16 protein-coding genes and 1 pseudogene are annotated in these 16,444 nt (G+C 64.4%); 8 read left to right on the plus strand and 9 right to left on the minus strand.

The features are described 5' to 3' along the window. The first annotated feature begins 29 nt into the window (after nucleotides 1–29). From G7077_RS12105 to mltG, 3 genes and pseudogenes are all read left to right on the plus strand, one after another. On the plus strand, nucleotides 30–266 hold the full coding sequence (locus G7077_RS12105) for an acyl carrier protein (RefSeq protein ID WP_166411928.1): 237 nt from the start codon (nucleotides 30–32) through the stop codon (nucleotides 264–266). Nucleotides 267–405: 139 nt separating this feature from the next. Beyond that, nucleotides 406–1,667, plus strand: a pseudogene (gene fabF, locus G7077_RS12110) (beta-ketoacyl-ACP synthase II). A 6-nt stretch (nucleotides 1,668–1,673) separates the two neighbouring features. Continuing rightward, the gene (gene mltG / locus G7077_RS12115) at nucleotides 1,674–2,642 is read left to right on the plus strand and encodes an endolytic transglycosylase MltG (RefSeq protein WP_166411929.1); all 969 of its coding nucleotides are present in this window, start codon (nucleotides 1,674–1,676) and stop codon (nucleotides 2,640–2,642) included. Between the two features lie 12 nt (nucleotides 2,643–2,654). Here the strand turns inward: mltG and G7077_RS12120 are convergent, their stop codons facing one another. From G7077_RS12120 to G7077_RS12150, 7 genes are all read right to left on the minus strand, one after another. Then, entirely contained in the window at nucleotides 2,655–4,862 is a 2,208-nt protein-coding gene (locus G7077_RS12120) for a fused MFS/spermidine synthase (protein WP_166411930.1), read from the minus strand. Between the two features lie 95 nt (nucleotides 4,863–4,957). Beyond that, nucleotides 4,958–5,326 carry an SH3 domain-containing protein gene (locus tag G7077_RS12125; protein WP_166411931.1) on the minus strand — a complete coding sequence of 123 codons (369 nt, stop codon included), beginning with the start codon at nucleotides 5,324–5,326 and terminating at the stop codon, nucleotides 4,958–4,960. Continuing rightward, nucleotides 5,265–5,624 carry a MarR family winged helix-turn-helix transcriptional regulator gene (locus G7077_RS12130; RefSeq protein ID WP_166411932.1) on the minus strand — a complete coding sequence of 120 codons (360 nt, stop codon included), beginning with the start codon at nucleotides 5,622–5,624 and terminating at the stop codon, nucleotides 5,265–5,267. The genes G7077_RS12125 and G7077_RS12130 overlap by 62 nt, the downstream gene beginning before the upstream one ends. A 151-nt stretch (nucleotides 5,625–5,775) precedes the next feature. Then, nucleotides 5,776–7,170: a leucyl aminopeptidase family protein gene (locus G7077_RS12135; RefSeq protein ID WP_166411933.1), complete on the minus strand. Its 1,395-nt coding sequence runs from the start codon at nucleotides 7,168–7,170 to the stop codon at nucleotides 5,776–5,778. A 31-nt stretch (nucleotides 7,171–7,201) separates the two neighbouring features. Then, a complete protein-coding gene (locus tag G7077_RS12140) occupies nucleotides 7,202–8,272 on the minus strand; it encodes a winged helix-turn-helix domain-containing protein (protein ID WP_166411934.1) in 1,071 nt (356 codons plus the stop codon). Between the two features lie 36 nt (nucleotides 8,273–8,308). After that, nucleotides 8,309–9,643, minus strand: a complete 1,335-nt coding sequence (gene rimO, locus G7077_RS12145; protein ID WP_246167186.1) for a 30S ribosomal protein S12 methylthiotransferase RimO — start codon at nucleotides 9,641–9,643, stop codon at nucleotides 8,309–8,311. Nucleotides 9,644–9,688: 45 nt separating this feature from the next. Continuing rightward, nucleotides 9,689–10,723: a potassium channel family protein gene (locus G7077_RS12150; protein ID WP_166411935.1), complete on the minus strand. Its 1,035-nt coding sequence runs from the start codon at nucleotides 10,721–10,723 to the stop codon at nucleotides 9,689–9,691. Between the two features lie 115 nt (nucleotides 10,724–10,838). Here G7077_RS12150 and G7077_RS12155 point away from each other — a divergent pair, with 115 nt between their 5' ends. The 4 genes from G7077_RS12155 (at nucleotide 10,839) to G7077_RS12170 (ending at nucleotide 13,740) form a co-directional block, all read left to right on the plus strand. Further along, nucleotides 10,839–12,161 (plus strand): UDP-glucose dehydrogenase family protein, encoded by a 1,323-nt coding sequence (locus G7077_RS12155; RefSeq protein WP_166411936.1) that lies wholly within the window; start codon nucleotides 10,839–10,841, stop codon nucleotides 12,159–12,161. 2 nt (nucleotides 12,162–12,163) lie between these two features. After that, nucleotides 12,164–12,346, plus strand: coding sequence for a DUF1660 family phage protein (locus G7077_RS14610; RefSeq protein WP_425505329.1), 183 nt, complete (start codon nucleotides 12,164–12,166; stop codon nucleotides 12,344–12,346). Between the two features lie 96 nt (nucleotides 12,347–12,442). After that, nucleotides 12,443–12,766 (plus strand): fluoride efflux transporter FluC, encoded by a 324-nt coding sequence (locus tag G7077_RS12165; protein WP_246167188.1) that lies wholly within the window; start codon nucleotides 12,443–12,445, stop codon nucleotides 12,764–12,766. Between the two features lie 281 nt (nucleotides 12,767–13,047). Further along, nucleotides 13,048–13,740, plus strand: a complete 693-nt coding sequence (locus tag G7077_RS12170; RefSeq protein WP_246167189.1) for an outer membrane protein — start codon at nucleotides 13,048–13,050, stop codon at nucleotides 13,738–13,740. Between the two features lie 56 nt (nucleotides 13,741–13,796). Here G7077_RS12170 and miaA read toward each other — a convergent pair whose 3' ends face one another. Next, nucleotides 13,797–14,729 (minus strand): tRNA (adenosine(37)-N6)-dimethylallyltransferase MiaA, encoded by a 933-nt coding sequence (miaA, locus tag G7077_RS12175; RefSeq protein ID WP_166411940.1) that lies wholly within the window; start codon nucleotides 14,727–14,729, stop codon nucleotides 13,797–13,799. Between miaA and serB the strand changes: the two genes are divergently transcribed. Beyond that, a complete protein-coding gene (gene serB / locus G7077_RS12180; protein WP_166411941.1) occupies nucleotides 14,722–15,603 on the plus strand; it encodes a phosphoserine phosphatase SerB in 882 nt (293 codons plus the stop codon). The two genes, miaA and serB, sit on opposite strands and share 8 nt — an antisense overlap. Here serB and G7077_RS12185 read toward each other — a convergent pair whose 3' ends face one another. Continuing rightward, entirely contained in the window at nucleotides 15,604–16,437 is an 834-nt protein-coding gene (locus tag G7077_RS12185) for an SPOR domain-containing protein (RefSeq protein ID WP_166411942.1), read from the minus strand. Nucleotides 16,438–16,444: the final 7 nt, after the last annotated feature.

A 16,444-nucleotide genomic window follows, 5' to 3' on the forward strand; every position in this document is an offset into this window, starting at 1 on the left:
GTCAAAAGCTCTAACGGAGGAAAACGAGCATGAGCGAGACCGCAGATCGGGTTAAGAAGATCGTCGTCGAGCATCTCGGCGTCGAAGCCGAAAAGGTCACCGAAGACGCGAGCTTCATTGACGATCTGGGCGCCGACAGCCTCGACATCGTCGAGCTCGTCATGGCCTTCGAGGAAGAGTTCGGGGTCGAAATCCCGGACGACGCCGCTGAAAAGATCACGACCGTCAAGGACGCGATCGACTATATCGACAACAACAAGGGCTAAGCTCCGGCTCAGCCCCAACCGTTCACCCTGAGCTTGTCGAAGGGTCGTTGCTCCACCACATGGCTGGAGTTGCAGAACAGGTCTTCGACAGGCTCAGCCCGGACGGGTTTGGGCCTGTCGCGTTTCTTGGAGGTTTCGGATGCGCCGAGTAGTCGTCACCGGACTGGGTCTCGTCACGCCGCTTGGCGCGGACGTTGAAACGACCTGGCGGAACATTCTAGCGTCCAAGAGCGGCGCGGGCACCATCACCCACTTCGATGCAAGCGAATACAAGTGCCGCATCGCCTGCGAGGTGAAGTCGGCGGATCACGAATATGGCTTCGATCCGTCGAAGCGTGTCGACCACAAGGTCCAGCGCCAGGTCGATCCCTTCATCGTTTACGGCATCGACGCAGCCGGTCAGGCGATCGAGGACGCGGGCCTCCTCGACATGAGCGAGGAAGAGCGCTTCCGCGCCGGCGTCTCGATCGGGTCGGGCATCGGCGGTCTCCCGGGCATCGAGTCCGAAAGCCTGGTGCTTCACGAAAAGGGACCGGGCCGGGTCAGCCCGCATTTTGTCCACGGGCGCCTGATCAACCTCGTGTCGGGCCAGGTCAGCATTAAGTATGGGCTTATGGGCCCCAACCATGCGGTGGTGACCGCCTGCTCAACCGGTGCCCACTCGATCGGCGACGCGGCGCGCATGGTCATGCTCGGGGACGCGGACGTCATGCTTGCGGGGGCGCAGAGGCGACCATTTGCCCGATCGGCATTGCCGGCTTTGCGCAGGCGCGGGCGCTGTCGACTGCCTTCAACGATCAGCCTGAAAAGGCGAGCCGTCCCTACGATAAGGATCGCGACGGGTTCGTGATGGGTGAAGGCTCGGGCGTGGTCGTGCTCGAGGAATATGAGCGGGCGAAGAAGCGCGGCGCAAAGATCTACGCCGAGGTCGTCGGCTACGGCATGTCGGGCGACGCCTACCATGTCACCGCGCCGCACCCGGAGGGCGCTGGCGGTTTCCGGGCGATGCAGAACGCCATTCAGCGTTCCGGCCTCGCGCTTGGCGACATCGATTACATCAACGCCCATGGCACCTCGACGCCGCTGGGCGACGAGCTGGAGCTTGGCGCGGTCCGCCGCCTGTTTGGCAGCAACATCGATAATCTGTCGATGAGCTCGACCAAGTCGGCCATCGGTCACCTGCTCGGCGGTGCTGGTGCGGTGGAAAGCATCTTCTGCATCCTCGCGATGCGCGACCAGATCGTGCCGCCGACGCTGAACCTCGACAATCCGAGCGAGGGAACGGCCGGTGTCGACCTTGTGCCGCACGTGGCCAAGGAGCGGAAGGTTCGCGCGGTCCTGAACAACAGCTTCGGCTTCGGCGGCACGAATGCGTCCCTGGTGATGAAAGCGGTCGATTAGGCGATCATGCTCAAACGGCTGATCCTGATTGCAGCCGTTGCCGGTGTGCTGCTCTGCGCCGGCGCTTACTGGCTGCTTTGGGCGGCGAGCGGTCCGAAGCCGGGGCCGCACACGGTTGTGGTTGCGGAAGGCTCGACGCTCGGCAGCGTTGCGCGTCAGCTTGAGAAAGCAGGGGCGATCCCTGGCTCGGCTGGCACCTACACCAAGATGGCGCGCCTGTTCGGCTCGGGCGATCCGGTGCAGGCGGGCGAGTTCGAGATTCCCAAGGGCATGGGCGGCGCCGCGATCCTCGACCTCCTGCAGCGTGGCAAGCCAGTGCAGCGCCTGATCACGGTGACCGAGGGGATGCCGTCGATCATCATCCAGGAAAAGCTGGCTGCCAACGCTTACTTGACGGGTCCGACCCCGGCCATCGCTGAGGGCAGCGCTCTTCCCGACAGCTATGGCTACGAGCGCGGCGAGGCCCGGACGAAGGTTGCCGCGCGCATGCAGTCGGCGATGGCGACGACGCTGAACAGCCTCTGGGCGAAGCGCAAGCCGACCTGCCCGGTCGCGACCAAGGAAGAGGCAATCACCCTGGCCTCGATCGTGGAGAAGGAGACGGGCAAGGCGTCGGAGCGGCGGCTCGTCGCCGGAGTTTACTGCAACCGTTTGCGCATCGGCATGAAGCTCGATGCCGACCCGACCGTCATCTATCCGGTCACCAAGGGCAAGCCACTCGGCCGCCGGATTCTGCGGTCGGAACTGAATGCCGATAACGGCTACAATACCTATCGTTCGCCCGGCCTTCCGATCGGCCCCATCGCCAACCCAGGCAAGGCCAGCATCGCCGCAGTGCTCGATCCGGCGCCGACGCAGGCGATCTACTTCGTTGCCGATGGCACCGGCGGCCACGTCTTCGCCAACACCTTGGCCGAGCATAATGCCAATGTGGCCAAGTGGCGGGCGCTCCGGCGCGCTCGTGGGGAGCTTTGAATCAGCCGGCGGTTACCCGCCCCAGTGAATTAGCCCGAGAAGGCTGCCCCGATCATCGGTCCAGGGCTGAAACCCTGTCTTCTCGTTCAAGAGGCGCCATTCTTCACCGCTGCCCTCGACCAATCGCCGAACGGTCTCCGGGTCGCGAGAAAGCGCAATCCATAATGAAGCCGATGCGGCATGATCCTTTTCCGCGTCGGTCGGATAATATTTCCGCGCCATCGCGGACCACCCTCCATCCTTCGCCGCTCCGGCAATAACCGGCTCCAGCTCCAGGTAGCGATTGGAGATATGCACCATCAGCAGGCCGCCGGAGCGCAGGTGATCGGCATAGGCCTGGAATGCTTCACGAGTCAGGAGGTGCATCGGAACCGAGTCCGACGAAAATGCGTCGATGGTCAGCAAGTCCGCCGAACCGCGCCTGCTTCGACCGAGGGTCAGCCGCGCATCGCCAATTTCGATCCGAGCGTTCGGCATGCAGCGGGACAAGAAGGTGAAGCGCTTGGGGTCCCGTGCAATGTCCGCGACGGCCGGGTCGATCTCATAGAAAGTCCAGCTCTGCTTCGCAGTCGCATAACAGGCCAGGGTTCCGGTTCCGAGCCCAACGACTCCAATGCGGGCGCCGGGACCGAAGAGCCGCTCTGTTGACCGCATCGCGAGCCCGATCCCCGACCGTGGCGCATAGTAGCTGGTAGGGGTCACTTCCCGCTGCGGCGATCCGGTGAGCTGGATGCCGTGCATTGTGGTTCCGTGTGCCAGCGAGCGCCGCCCTGGCTGACTCGTATGAATCGAATAGATGCCGAAGTAGCTACGGGTCATCATTCCTGGCTGGGCCGAAAGGGCGATCTTTTCCCATCCGCCCATGAACAGAAGCAAGGCAGTCGCTGTGGTCGCAAAAAGCAGCCGGTTGCCCACGGTCGCAACGCCAATGGCGATCAGCAAATAAGTGAATCCGAGATTGCGGTGCCCCGCCGCCGAAAAGATCGGCCCAAGTGCGGACAGAAGCAGGATCCCCGCCGCTATCGCGAATAGCCGCCCGCGCGACTGTCGTTGCCAGTATCGTCCAACCTTCTCCCAGAGCGGCTCGTTCTTCAAAAGAAAGGCGGCGGCGGTGAGAAGGACGACATTCTCGTAGGTCGAGTCGAACAGCAACGGCGCGAGCAAAGCGCAAAAGATACCGCCGGCAACGCCGCCGGCGGACATGGCAAGGTAGAAATAGGTCAGTTGCGATGCGGCAGGCCGTTGATCGTAGAGGGCCGAGTGCAGAGCGACCGACACCGCAAGGAGGTTGAGCAGGATCAGCCCGGCAATCGGGAGGGCGTAATCCATTGCGTTCGCCATGGCCGCACACGCCGTGATGAGCAGGGTGAACGGCGCTGCGCGCCCCATCACATCCGCAACTCCGCGGCTTGCCGCGAAGGCGATGGAGAAGCTCAGCAGGTATAGTCCCAGCGGAAGAACCCAAAGCAACGGGACGGCGACGATATCGGTCGTCAGCTGCAGAGTGGTCGACAGAACAAGTCCGGACGGAACGGCAGCCTGCAACGCCCACCGGATCATCTTCGAGCGTGCGGGTGGGACGGCTTCGACCGCTCCGTCAGTGCGCGCCTTGGGGAGGTGAAAGGAGCAATAGCCGCAGAGAAGCGCAAGCAAGACGTATCCGGCGCTCCAGAGCATCCGCTGGTTCGCTACGGAAAGCAGCGGTTCGACCACGAAGGGATAAGCCAGCAATCCGGCGAAGCTTCCGAAATTGGAGGCTGCGTAGAGCGGGTAGGGGTCGCCGAGGCCGCATTTCGCATACCAGGACTGGATTATCGGGGCCTGCGCCGACACCACGAAGAACAAGGGCCCGATGGACATGATCAGCAACCAGGGCACCCACAGGAAACTGTTGGCGCTTGCACCGGGCGTGCCGCTGATCAGGCCGATGGGCAGCATCACGCCGGCGATGGCGAAGGCCAGCAGATGGATAAGGCGCTGCTTGGAAGGGGATTGCCGGGTCAGCCAGTGCGCATAGGAATAGCCCAGGAGGAGCAATGCCTGGTAAACCAGCATCGCGGAATTCCACACCGTCGGTGCGCCGCCAAGCCGCGGCAATGCCATTCGGGCGATCATCGGCTGGACCAGGAACAGCAGGAACGATCCGAAGAAGATGGTCGCGACAAATTTCCATCGGACCGACACAAGGGGCGCGGTCGCCGGTAACGCTGCTGTGGCCATTCGCGAGCTCCTTTGCCCGCCTCTGTACTTTCAGGTGATTGGAACTTGGTTAACGGCCTAAGAAGGGTTTTTGAGACGGCAAGTCACGGAGCGGCTCAGTCGAGGCCCAGAGCGTCGGCGTTCAAATAGCCGACGCGTTCCTCCGGTCCGGCATACCCCCAAGCCCAGCCAAGCTTGCAATCCAGCAGGCGCATCCGTTCGCCCGCGACAAGATCGGCAATGACTTGACCGGACTCGTCCGGAAACTCGCGAAACTCCGCGGCACGAACGAGCGTATACTCAACTGGCTCGACGAAATGCGACGCAATGACCTGGCCAGCCAGGCTGACGTCGGCGAGGTCGCGGCGATAGGCGTGGAAGTTCGGGTCGGGAAGGTCGGACGGACCCTCCAGGCCGAAGCCGTCAGGACTGATGAGCGAAGGCGGGTGCTTGTCCGATGATGGGCCGGTGGGCGGACGATCCATTGTCGCCGCCGCCTTGCCGTATATTGCGTTTGAAACCTTCAAGAAAATCAGCCCCGCTGCTGGTGCGGACGACGAACACGTTGCGGCGGTCGTCCGGATCCCGTTCGCGGCGGAGATAGCCCAGGGCCCCAAGCGTATTCAAGGCGCGCGTCACAACCGGCTTCGAAACGCCGAGCATCTTGGCGAGTCCTCGGACGGTGTGCGGTCCCGGCGTCAGATACACCAGCATCAGCAACGCCATCTGTCGATTGGTAAGGTCCGGCTCTCCCGATCGCACATATGCGATGAGCGCCTTCATCCAGCCGGAAAGCGATACTTCGCTCATAGCCGCTTCGTCTCCATCGCCTTGGGTCGGTCCATCGATACAAACCGGTAACGAAGCGAAATGTTGCAGGCGTAAGTCGGGAAAAAACCGGAAAAATCAGCATCAAACCATGGAACCGGTTCGATCAGGGTTGTGCGAAGCGGCGCTGAAGCAAGGAAAATACCGCCCGAAGCCCCAGCGCGTCGCCACCCTTGGGCCGCCCGGGCTTTGCAGTTGGGCTCCACGCGAAGGTGTCGAGATGTACCCACGGAATGTCGCCCGGAACAAAGCGGCGGAGAAACAGCGCCGCCGTGATGGTGCCCGCCATTGCACCGCCTGAATTAACGATGTCGGCGACGTCGCTCTTCAGCATGTCCTCGTAGCCGTCCCATAACGGCAGTCTCCAGACAGGGTCGAAAACCTCGGTCGAGACCTTCTCCAGCTCGCCGGCGAGAGCCTCGTCGTTCGCGAACATGGCAGGCAGGTCGGGGCCCAGGGCGATCCGTGCTGCGCCGGTGAGGGTGGCGAAATCGACGACGAGCTGCGGCTTTTCTTCCGCCGCCCGGGTCAGGGCATCACCGAGGATGAGGCGGCCTTCGGCGTCCGTATTGTCGATCTCGACGGTCAGGCCCTGGCGCGAGCGGATGATGTCGCCGGGGCGGAAGGCCGAGCCTGACACCGCATTTTCTACCGCAGGGATCAGCAAGTGAAGACGAACCGGCAGCCGCGCGGAGGCGATCAGCTGCGCGCAGGCCAGCGCGTGCGCCGCGCCGCCCATATCCTTTTTCATCAGCCGCATGCCGCTTGCCGGCTTGATGTCGAGCCCGCCACTGTCGAAGCAGACGCCCTTGCCCACGATCGCCACGCGCGGATGGTCCGGATTGCCCCATTCAACTTCGATCATGCGCGGCGCCCGGTCGGCAGTCGCGGCCTGGCCGACCGCCTGCACCATCGGAAATTGTTGGGCGAGATCATCGCCCTTGGTCACGCGCAACTGCCCGCCATATTCGTCGGCGAGGGTCTTGGCCGCCGCTTCGAGTTCCGCCGGGCCCAGGTCATTTGCTGGAGTGTCGACCAGATCGCGGACCAATGCCGTCGCCCGGGCAAGCCGCACTGCCTCATCGATCCGAGCGGGCTCGTCCGTCAGCAATATGCGATCGCCGACCGGGGGCTTAGGCGCCGACTTGTAACCCTCGAACCGGTGCTGGGCGAGAAGCCAGCCAAGGCCGGCCTGTCCAAGCTGACCTGACGAGAGTTTATATGCGCCGGCCGGCAGTGCTCCGCCAAGCTTGGCCAGGCACCACGGGCCAAGCGTTGCCGCATCCTTGACGGCCACCACAACTTCAAACGACCCATTTGGCCGCGGGAGGATGACGAAGGCCCCCGCGTCCTTGCCGTCGAAGCGATGCGCGGAGAGCAAGGCCCGATCCTCTGACGGTCGGCCTTTCGCCCATTCCTCGAATGCGGCTTTGTCGACGAGGTGGATGGGGGTGGCGGTCTGGTCCCGGTCGGGCTGAAGCAGCGGCGCGAAGTCGGTCATGGCAAAGACATAACGACGGTCAGGCGGTATTTCATCCCGCTTCCGAGCGAAGGCTGCGGCTGGCGAGGATCAGCCCGGCGACGAGGCAGCCGCTGAACAAGGCACCTTCCAATGCCCCGGTTACGGACCGGCTGACGATGCCAAAGCCCGGTTCCCCGAATACGGCGCCAAGCCTGTCGAAGTGAAGCCGCGATCCGGCTACGGTACGACCGAGAAGATCGAGGCTCCCGCCCATCATCCGCCCTCCCATCAACCCCAGCAGCAATCCGGCCGTGCCGCCCGTCAGTGCCGCAACCGAGGCCGTTCCGCGAAGCGTTCCGAAGCGGCGCTGCCCGGCCCAACCGCCAAGCCCGACCGCGGCGCCGAGGACCAGTCCTTCCGGTCCGCCGGTGACGTCGCCGGGCGATTGGCCGAGCAGCAGGTTGAAAGCATCGAGACCGAGCAACTTGACGATGGCGCCGACGATGAGGCCGCCGAGCGCGCCGCCGACGACGCTCCGCACGGAGAACAATGAACCGCCCCGGCCGGCGAGCACGATCCCGAACGCGACGCCGATGCCGCCGAGCAAGGCGACCAGGATGGTGAGGCAGGTCAGGACCAGCAGGACGGAGATTGCGCCCATTCCGGGCTGCAGCGGTTGAGCGGTCGCAGCAAAGCCGTAAACGATGCCGCCGATGAGGCCGGCGATGCCGCCGCCGACCACGCCGCCGAGCGCCAAAAGCAAGCGGCTCACGGTGGGGGAGGGTGTTACCTTGACCATCGGAGCAAGGTCGGTTTCGGCTGCGTCGTCATCCGCACTTACCGGCGCGATGAATCGATAGCCGTGCTTGGGCACCGTTTCGATGAAGCGGGGGCGGGATGCATCGTCGCCGAGCTGCCGCCGCAGCGTTTTGATACACTGGGTCAGGGCTTCGTCCGTGACCGGCACGCCGCGCCAGACCTCGTCCATGAAGCGGTCCTTGGATACGAGGCGGCCGGGCTCCTTCGCCAGCAGGATCAGCGCATCGAGGTAGCGGCCGTTGACCTCCACGGGGGCGCCGTCGCGAAGCAGTCGGCGATCCTCCTGGTCGAGCGTGAAGCGGTCGAAGCGGATGGTCGCCATGGCGCCACTTAGGGGTGGCGCCGCTTTCAAGGCAAGCTAGGCGGGCACGCCGTAAAGGTCGTGCTCGTCCGCATCCTCGACGGTGACCTCGACGATGTCTCCCGCGGCGAGATGGCCGGCATCCCGCAGGTGGACTTCGCCGTCGATTTCCGGCGCGTCGGCCTTGGAGCGGCCGGTGGCGCCGCCGGTGTCCGGATCGACCGCATCGATGATGACGTCCACGGTGCGCCCGACTTTGGCCGCGAGTTTCTCTGCGCTGATCCGGGCGGTCAGTTCCATCACCCGGGCGTAGCGTTCTTCCTTGACCTCCTCCGGCACGTGCCCGGGCAGGTTGTTGGCCGCGGCACCCTCGACCGGCTCGAAGCGGAAGGCGCCGACGCGGTCGAGTTGCGCCTCCTCCAGCCAGCGGAGGAGATAATCGAAATCCTCTTCCGTCTCGCCGGGGAAGCCGACGACGAAGCTGGAGCGGATGGCGATGTCGGGGCAGATCTCGCGCCACGAGCGGATCCGCTCAAGCACCTTCGCCTCGTTGGCGGGGCGCCGCATGGCACGAAGCACGTTCGGGCTAGCGTGCTGGAAGGGGATGTCGAGGTAGGGGAGAACCAGCCCCTCCGCCATCAGCGGAATGACTCGATCGACGTGCGGGTAGGGGTAAACGTAATGCAGGCGAACCCAGGCGCCGAGCTCGCCCAGCGCGCGCGCCAGATCCGTCATGTGGGCGCGCACCTCGCCGCCCTTCCAGCGCCAGCTGGCATGCTTCAGGTCGACGCCATAGGCCGACGTGTCCTGGCTGATGACCAGCAGTTCCTTAATGCCCGCCGCGATCAGCTTCTCGGCCTCGCGGAGGATCGCGTCGGGACGGCGGCTGGCGAGATCACCGCGCAGGCTCGGGATGATGCAGAAGGCGCAGCGGTGGTTGCAACCTTCCGAGATCTTCAGGTAGCTATAGTGCCGCGGAGTCAGCTTCAGCCCGCTGTCGGGCACCAGGTTGATGAAGGCGTTGGGCGGCATCGGCGCGGCGTCGTAGACGGCGCCGACCACCTCTTCATACTGGTGGGCGCCGGTGATCGCGAGCACGTTGGGGAAGCGGTTCCGGATCACGTCCGCTTCCTTGCCCATGCAGCCGGTGACGATCACCCGCCCATTCTCGGCGATGGCTTCGCCGATCGCTTCCAGGCTCTCCTCCTTGGCGGAATCGAGAAAGCCGCAAGTGTTGACCAGCACCACGTCGGCGCCCGCATAATCGGCCGACATCGAATAGCCGTCGGAGCGCAGCTTGGTCATGATCCGCTCGCTGTCGACCAGATTCTTGGGACAGCCGAGCGAGACCAGGCCCACCTTGGGGGCTTGCGGAAGGGACATGACGTTCATTGGAAGGCCGCGCCTGTAGCGGAAAATCGCGGCGAAATCGAGGCCTTACGTCTTGCTGTCGATGATCTCCAGGATACGGTCGCCAAGCTCGACCTTCTCGATGGTCGCAGGCCCGTGCGCTTCCTCGCCGCGGATCAGGCGAACGGCGACGCCCGTGCAGATTTGCGCAAGGGTCATTCCGACCTCGTGCGCCTCCACCACCCGCTCGCGCAGCATGACCTGGCCCGAGGTGGTGGCGAGATCCGCGAGATATTCGGCGCGGTGCGGTCCTTCCAGTGAGCTGGCCATCAGCAGGCCGGAGAAGCTCACCGGATTGATCACCGTGTCGGCCCCCGCCTGTTTGGCGATGTCTTCATTGTCGTCGTCGCGGATGGTGACGCTGATCTTGAGCGCAGGCGCCATCTTCCGCGCCGTCAGAACGACTAGGATGTTGCTGTCGTCGCGGCCGGCGGCGACGATCAGTGCGGACGCTTGCTCGATCCTTGCTGCGGCTAGGGTCTCGTTACGGGTCGCATCCGCCAGAAGCACGGTTACGCCGCAATCCTTTGCATCGGCAATGGCCGCATCGTCGCAGTCGATGACGACAAGGCGGCGCGGGTCGGTGCCCCGGGCGAGCAATTCCTTGACGGCCTTGACGTTGCTTGCGCCGTAGCCCGCAACGACGATGTGGTCGGACAAGTTGTTCTGGATGAGTTGCATGATCCACCTGTTCCAGGTTCGCTTGATCGCGAAGGTGTAGGCCGTGCCCGCAAGCAGCAGCAGAAAGATGATCCGAATGGGCGTGACGATGAACGCGTCGAACATCCGCGCGCGATCGGAGATTGGGACGATGTCGCCGTACCCCGTCGTGGTCACGCTGATCATCGTGAAGTAGAGCACGTCGGTGAAGCTGACGCTGCCGTCGTGGGAGTCCTTTAGGCTGTCCCGCTCGACCCAGTGCACCGCGACGATGAACAGAAACATCGCCATCAGGATCATCAAGCGGATCGCCAGCTGCGCCCAGACGCTCAGCGCCGACTTGCGCATCAGGAACAGCTGCGCCTTGCCCGGGCGACGATGGCGAGTAGGTTGAGGCGTCATTGCGCATCGAGAACGAGCCGACGCGTCGGTTGCTCCCTGATGCCTGTTCAACCCTTCCATCGCTGGCTAAGGGCAGGCGATCAACCGCGCCGATCAGGGGCAGGGGGAGAGTTGAATGCGGATTACGATGATTGGCACCGGCTACGTCGGCCTGGTGTCCGGTGCCTGCTTTTCGGACTTCGGCCACGACGTAATCTGCGTCGACAAGGACAGCGCCAAGATCGACGGGCTGCACGCGGGCAAGATGCCGATCTGGGAGCCTGGCCTGGACAATCTCGTCAAGGCGAATGTCGACCGCGGGCGACTGCACTTCACCACCGATCTCGCCGAGGGCGTCAAGAATGCCGAGGCGGTGTTTATCGCAGTCGGCACGCCGGCGCGGCGGGGTGACGGCCATGCCGACCTGACCTTCGTCTATCAGGCGGTTCGGGAACTCGCCGCCCACATAAAACCGGGCACGGTGGTGGTCACTAAGTCCACCGTCCCTGTCGGAACAGGCGATCAGATTTGTGCAATCCTGGAGGAAGAGGGTGCGACTGAAATTTCCGTCGCGTCGAACCCCGAATTCCTTCGCGAAGGCGCGGCGATTGCCGACTTCAAGCATCCGGACCGGATCGTCGTCGGCGCCGAAGACAGCCATGCGGAGGCGGTGCTCAAGGAAATTTACCGCCCGCTCTTCCTGAACCGCGCACCCATCCTGATCACCGGGCGCCGCACGGCGGAGCTGACCAAATATGCGGCCAATGCCTTTCTTGCGGTGAAGATCAGCTTCATCAACGAGATCGCGAACCTCTGCGAAGCCGTGGACGCCGATGTCCAGGATGTTGCTCGTGGCATCGGCCTCGACAATCGCATCGGCCCCAAGTTCCTGCATGCCGGCCCCGGCTATGGCGGCAGCTGCTTCCCGAAGGACACGCTGGCGCTGCTCCAAACAGCGGAAAAGGCCGGCATCGACCAGCGGATCGTCCGCACCACGGTCGAGGTCAACGATGCCCGCAAGGGCGAGATGGTTGACCGTATCGTCAAGGCGCTTGGCGGCGATGTGGCCGGCAAGCGCATCGGCCTGCTCGGGCTCGCCTTCAAGCCGAACACCGACGACATGCGGGACGCGCCCTCGATCCCGATCGTCGAGGGACTGGAGAAGCAAGGCGGCAAGATCGTCGCCTTCGACCCGGTCGCCCGCGAGCATGCGGAAAAGCTGATGCCCAACGTCGAATTTGCGGGCAGCCCCTACGCGGTCGCGCAGGGCGCGGACGCGCTGGTGGTAGTGACCGAATGGGACGAGTTCCGTGGGATCGACCTCGACCGGGTCGCGGCCGCGATGGCGGGCAAGGTTCTGGTCGACCTCCGCAACGTCTACGACCGCGCCGAGGCCGAAGGGGCGGGGCTTCACTATTGGGGAATGGGCCGAGGCAAACCTTCGCATCCGGCTGGTTGAGCATGCGCCTTCTCTGCCGGTTGTTTGGACATCGACGCTCCGGCGCCCACGCGGAATATAGTCGGGCGCGGCGCCGCTGGCGGAGCGTCTGCAAGCGCTGCGACACACCGCTCGCCAAGGTCAACGGCAAGTGGATGACCATTGATCAGGCGGACCGGACGCAAAGGGAACCACAGCCGCGCTAGGTGGACGGACGGCTTGCCCATGGGCCTGTGGCGTGCTGCATTGACCTGATGCTAACACCTGCTTTACTTGTCTTCCTCGGTGGTGGGGCCGGATCGGTGCTGCGTTACGCGGTCGGCAGACTGGCCGTCCAAGCTGGCGGCGGCGCCTTCCCGTGGGGCACATTGGCCGTCAATTTGCTTGGGAGTTTCGCTGCGGGGCTGCTGATTGGCTGGCTCGGCGGGCGGAGCAGTTCGGCCGGTGCCCAATTGCTGCTGATGACGGGCTTCCTTGGCGGCTTCACGACATTCTCGGCCTTCAGCATCGACACGATCGCGCTCGCAGAGCGGTCAGTGGCGATAGCGATGGCGTACGTGGCCGCAACGCTGATTACAGGATTGGCAGCGGCGTGGGTTGGGCTCGTTCTGACGCGCTCCGCGTGAATCACTTGTGGCAATCAGGTAACAGTGAGCCTGTGATCAGCAGCGAAACTATTTCGTGAGATACTGGTAGCCAACGTTGCTCGACCATTCGTCCGGCCGGAATTTGTTGCGGTGCAGCAAAGACTTGGCTGCAGTTGCGAGATCGTCGGCAATGATTGCAGCTTCCTAACACGGGTCGCCGCCGCAAAGCCTAGTGCGTCAGCAGGGGTTGTCAGGTGATGATTTCACACCCAGTTGGCGCCGCTCGCTCCCAACCGAGCGACTAACCATTGGAGTATATTGTGAAGACTTTGCTGATTTCGGCTGCCGTTGCAGCCACCGTCCTGTCGGCCGCGCCGGCCTCTGCCCAGTCGGTTCCGACCGGCGCGCGCATCGAGGGCCTCGTCGGCTACGACCGCGTCAAGTTCCCGGGCGATCACGCCGGCGGCATCTTCGGCGGCGTTGGCGCTGGTTATGACATCGGCTTCGGTTCGAGCGCGTTCGGCGTCGACGTCGAGGGCACGCTTGCCACCACCGACCAGGAATATCTTGGCGTCAACGTGAAGGCCGGCCGCGACCTCTATGCGGGTGGCCGCCTGAGCTTCGCTTTGTCACCCTCCACCATCGGCTACGTGAAGGCAGGCTACACCAACGCGCGCGTCAAGGTCGACGGCTTCGGCGGTGACAACCTCGACGGCGTTCGCGTTGGCGCGGGTGTCCAGTTCCTGCTCACCGGCAGCACATATGTCGGCGGCGAGTATCGTTACTCGAACTACGAAGCCGACTGGTCGCGTCATCAGCTGGCGCTGGTGCTCGGCACCCGCTTCGGTTCGGCTCCGGTGGCGGTTGAAGCGCCGGTCGTTGCTCCGGCCCCGGAAGCTCCGGCTCCCGCGGCGACGCAGACTTGTGCGGACGGTTCTGTAATCCTCGCCACCGACGTCTGCCCGCAGCCGCCGGCGCCGCCGGCGGTCGCACCGTCGGGTGAACGCGGCTAAGCTCTTCGCTGGAGCCGAAAAGGATCGGGGCGCCTCGAAAGGGGCGCCCCTTTTCGTTAGGTCAGCGCCGACAAGTCCGCCGGCAGAGAGTCCAGGATGTCGTCTACGCGCTCGGTGATGCGCCGCCAGGAGGCGGGCGGCTGATGGGCGAACCAGGTATACTGACGCTTCGCGTAGCGCCGCGTCCCCTGCTGCCCCGCGGCAATCGCTTCCGGCCGCGTCAACTCGCCGCGCAGCAGACCGCCAAGCTCGGGAACGCCGATGGCGCGCATCACGGGCAGGTCAGGATCAAGCCGACGGTCGAGCAATTTCGCGACTTCGTCCAGGGCACCCGCCTCAACCATATGCTCGAAGCGCTGATCGCATCGGGCATATAGCCAGGCTCTCGGCGGCAGCAGGATCATGGCCTGGAGATCGATTGCCTCGCAAATCCCGCCCTCACGCATTTGCTGCCACGCCTTGAGCGTGCGTCCGGTTGAAAGGACAACCTCCAAAGCGCGCGCAATGCGGGTCGTGTCGTTCGGCTGCAGCCGTTCGGCCGCGTCGGGATCAAGCTTCCGAAGCCGCATCAAGTTGACCTCGCGGTCGGACGATCGAACGTCCGCCCGAATCGCCGGGTCGATCGCTGGCACGGGTGCGATGCCATCGAGCAGGGTTCGGAGGTATAACCCGGTCCCGCCCACCAGGATCGGTGTTCGACCCGAGTGGTGCACGTCGCCGATCTCACGCTTTGCCATCTCGGCCCAGTCGGCGGCGGAACAGGGCGTTTCACCGTCTAGCACACCATAGAGCCGGTGCTCCGCGCGGCCGAGTTCATCCGCGGAAGGTGCCGCGCTCAAGATCGGCAGGTTACGGTAGACTTGCGCGCTGTCGGCGTTGACAAGAACACCGCCGATGCGTTCAGCGAGCCTGACGGCGAGGGCCGACTTGCCGCTCGCGGTCGGTCCGGCAATCACAACCAGCGGAGGGTTTGAAGACGCGATGGCCATTGCGACGCTGATAGCAGCGGGACGGCTCGATGACAGGCTGATCGATCGTGCGCTTGGGCTTCTGCGCGAAGTGGACTCGCAGGCAAGCTTTGCGCAATGGATCGATGACGGCGACGCCGCTGACCTGCGCTTCACCGGCGACCTCAGGCAGGCGCGCTGGGCTCTCAGCGAATTGGAGGGCCTCGACCTGTTCGTTCAGGAAGAGGAGCCGCGGTTTCGCCGCTTGTTCGTGGCCGACATGGATTCCACGATCATCGGCCAGGAATGCATTGACGAGCTTGCCGATTATATCGGCGTCAAGGATCGCGTTGCCGAGATCACCGAGCGGGCAATGCAAGGTGAGCTCGACTTCCCGGGCGCGCTGCGTGAGCGCGTGGCCTTGCTCGGAGGGCTGGAGGTCGCCGCCATCGACCAGTGCCTTGCCGAACGCGTCACCCCGAATCCGGGGGCAAAGACATTGGTCCAGACTATGCGGGTCGGTGGCGCCCAGACTTTGCTGGTGTCCGGTGGCTTTACCGCCTTCGCCGAGCCGGTCGGGCAGAAGGTCGGCTTCAACAGGGTCAAGGCCAACGTGCTCGGCCATTCGGGCGGGCGGCTTTCCGGCCTTGTGGAAGGCGGGATCGTCGATGCAGTCGCCAAGCGGGAAACGTTGATCGAGGCTCGCGAAGCAGCGGGATTGAGGCCCGCGGACGTGCTTGCGATCGGCGACGGCGCCAACGACAAACTGATGGTGGAAGAAGCGGGGCTGGGCGTTGCCTACCGGGCCAAACCCCCGCTGGCCGAAGTCGCCGATGCGCGGCTGGACCATCATGGCCTCGACGCCTTGCTGTGGGCGCAGGGAATCCGGCGAAAGGACTGGGTGCAGGCCGGCTGATCAGCCGCCGACCGGGAAGCAGGCCTGGCCGCGCAGGGAAGCGCAGGCCTTCGCAGCCACCGCGCGGCTTTCGAAAGGACCGACCTGAAGCCGGGTCATCGCGCCTACCGGAATGTAGAACGCTCGCCGACCCGCGAGCGCACCACTTGCGGAAAGCTTCCGGTACAGGGCTTCGGCTGATGCCCGCTGCGAGAAAGCACCAAGCTGCACCCGCCAGGCGCCCTTCGCCACTGGAGCAGCAGCTGCGGACGGCGTCGATGCAGGTTTTGCCTTCGGAGCCGTAGCCTTTGGCGCGGACGTCTTCTTCGCCGCCGACGCCTTCGCCATTGCCAGCCGGACGCCGGCTTTCCGCTGTGCCAAGGGGATCAGCCTGTTGAAATCGGCGAGCGTGGCCTTTGCCGGTGCAAGGCCCTGCGCGGCTGCCCGGCTGACGTAAGCGTAAGCAAGAACCGGATCGGCCTTCACCCCATCGCCATTGTACAAGGCGGTGCCGTAGATCAGCATGGCCCGCGCGTCGCCTTTCTCCGCCGCCCGGCCAAGCCAGCGCAGGCCGGAAGCCTGGTTTCCGCTGTCGAACAACAGGAGGCCGAGCGTGGTCTGCGCGTCGACATGGCCCTTGTTGGCAGCACGACCGAGCCATGTCTGCGCGGCCGCCAGGTTGATCGGCACGCCGCGACCAAGGCGATAAGCCTGGCCGATATTGAATTGTGCGTCGGCGTTGCCGCCCTCGGCGAGCGGTCGCCAGATTTCGACCGCGCCGGTGTAGTCGGTCTTCTGCCAGGCGGCGATGCCCGCTTCGACGCTCTGCGCCGATGCGGAGGCAGTAGGAACCATGCTTGCC

This window comes from Sphingomonas piscis, assembly GCF_011300455.1.
GTDB classification, from domain to species: Bacteria; Pseudomonadota; Alphaproteobacteria; order Sphingomonadales; family Sphingomonadaceae; genus Sphingomicrobium; species Sphingomicrobium piscis.

Coding starts and splice junctions, on each gene's coding strand:
- G7077_RS12105 (WP_166411928.1), top strand. CDS start 30: ATGAGCGAGACCGCAGATCGGGTTAAGAAGATCGTCGTCGAGCATCTC.
- mltG (WP_166411929.1), top strand. CDS start 1,674: ATGCTCAAACGGCTGATCCTGATTGCAGCCGTTGCCGGTGTGCTGCTC.
- G7077_RS12120 (WP_166411930.1), bottom strand. CDS start 4,862: ATGGCCACAGCAGCGTTACCGGCGACCGCGCCCCTTGTGTCGGTCCGA.
- G7077_RS12125 (WP_166411931.1), bottom strand. CDS start 5,326: ATGGATCGTCCGCCCACCGGCCCATCATCGGACAAGCACCCGCCTTCG.
- G7077_RS12130 (WP_166411932.1), bottom strand. CDS start 5,624: ATGAAGGCGCTCATCGCATATGTGCGATCGGGAGAGCCGGACCTTACC.
- G7077_RS12135 (WP_166411933.1), bottom strand. CDS start 7,170: ATGACCGACTTCGCGCCGCTGCTTCAGCCCGACCGGGACCAGACCGCC.
- G7077_RS12140 (WP_166411934.1), bottom strand. CDS start 8,272: ATGGCGACCATCCGCTTCGACCGCTTCACGCTCGACCAGGAGGATCGC.
- rimO (WP_246167186.1), bottom strand. CDS start 9,643: ATGAACGTCATGTCCCTTCCGCAAGCCCCCAAGGTGGGCCTGGTCTCG.
- G7077_RS12150 (WP_166411935.1), bottom strand. CDS start 10,723: ATGACGCCTCAACCTACTCGCCATCGTCGCCCGGGCAAGGCGCAGCTG.
- G7077_RS12155 (WP_166411936.1), top strand. CDS start 10,839: ATGCGGATTACGATGATTGGCACCGGCTACGTCGGCCTGGTGTCCGGT.
- G7077_RS14610 (WP_425505329.1), top strand. CDS start 12,164: ATGCGCCTTCTCTGCCGGTTGTTTGGACATCGACGCTCCGGCGCCCAC.
- serB (WP_166411941.1), top strand. CDS start 14,722: ATGGCCATTGCGACGCTGATAGCAGCGGGACGGCTCGATGACAGGCTG.
- miaA (WP_166411940.1), bottom strand. CDS start 14,729: ATGGCCATCGCGTCTTCAAACCCTCCGCTGGTTGTGATTGCCGGACCG.
- G7077_RS12185 (WP_166411942.1), bottom strand. CDS start 16,437: ATGGTTCCTACTGCCTCCGCATCGGCGCAGAGCGTCGAAGCGGGCATC.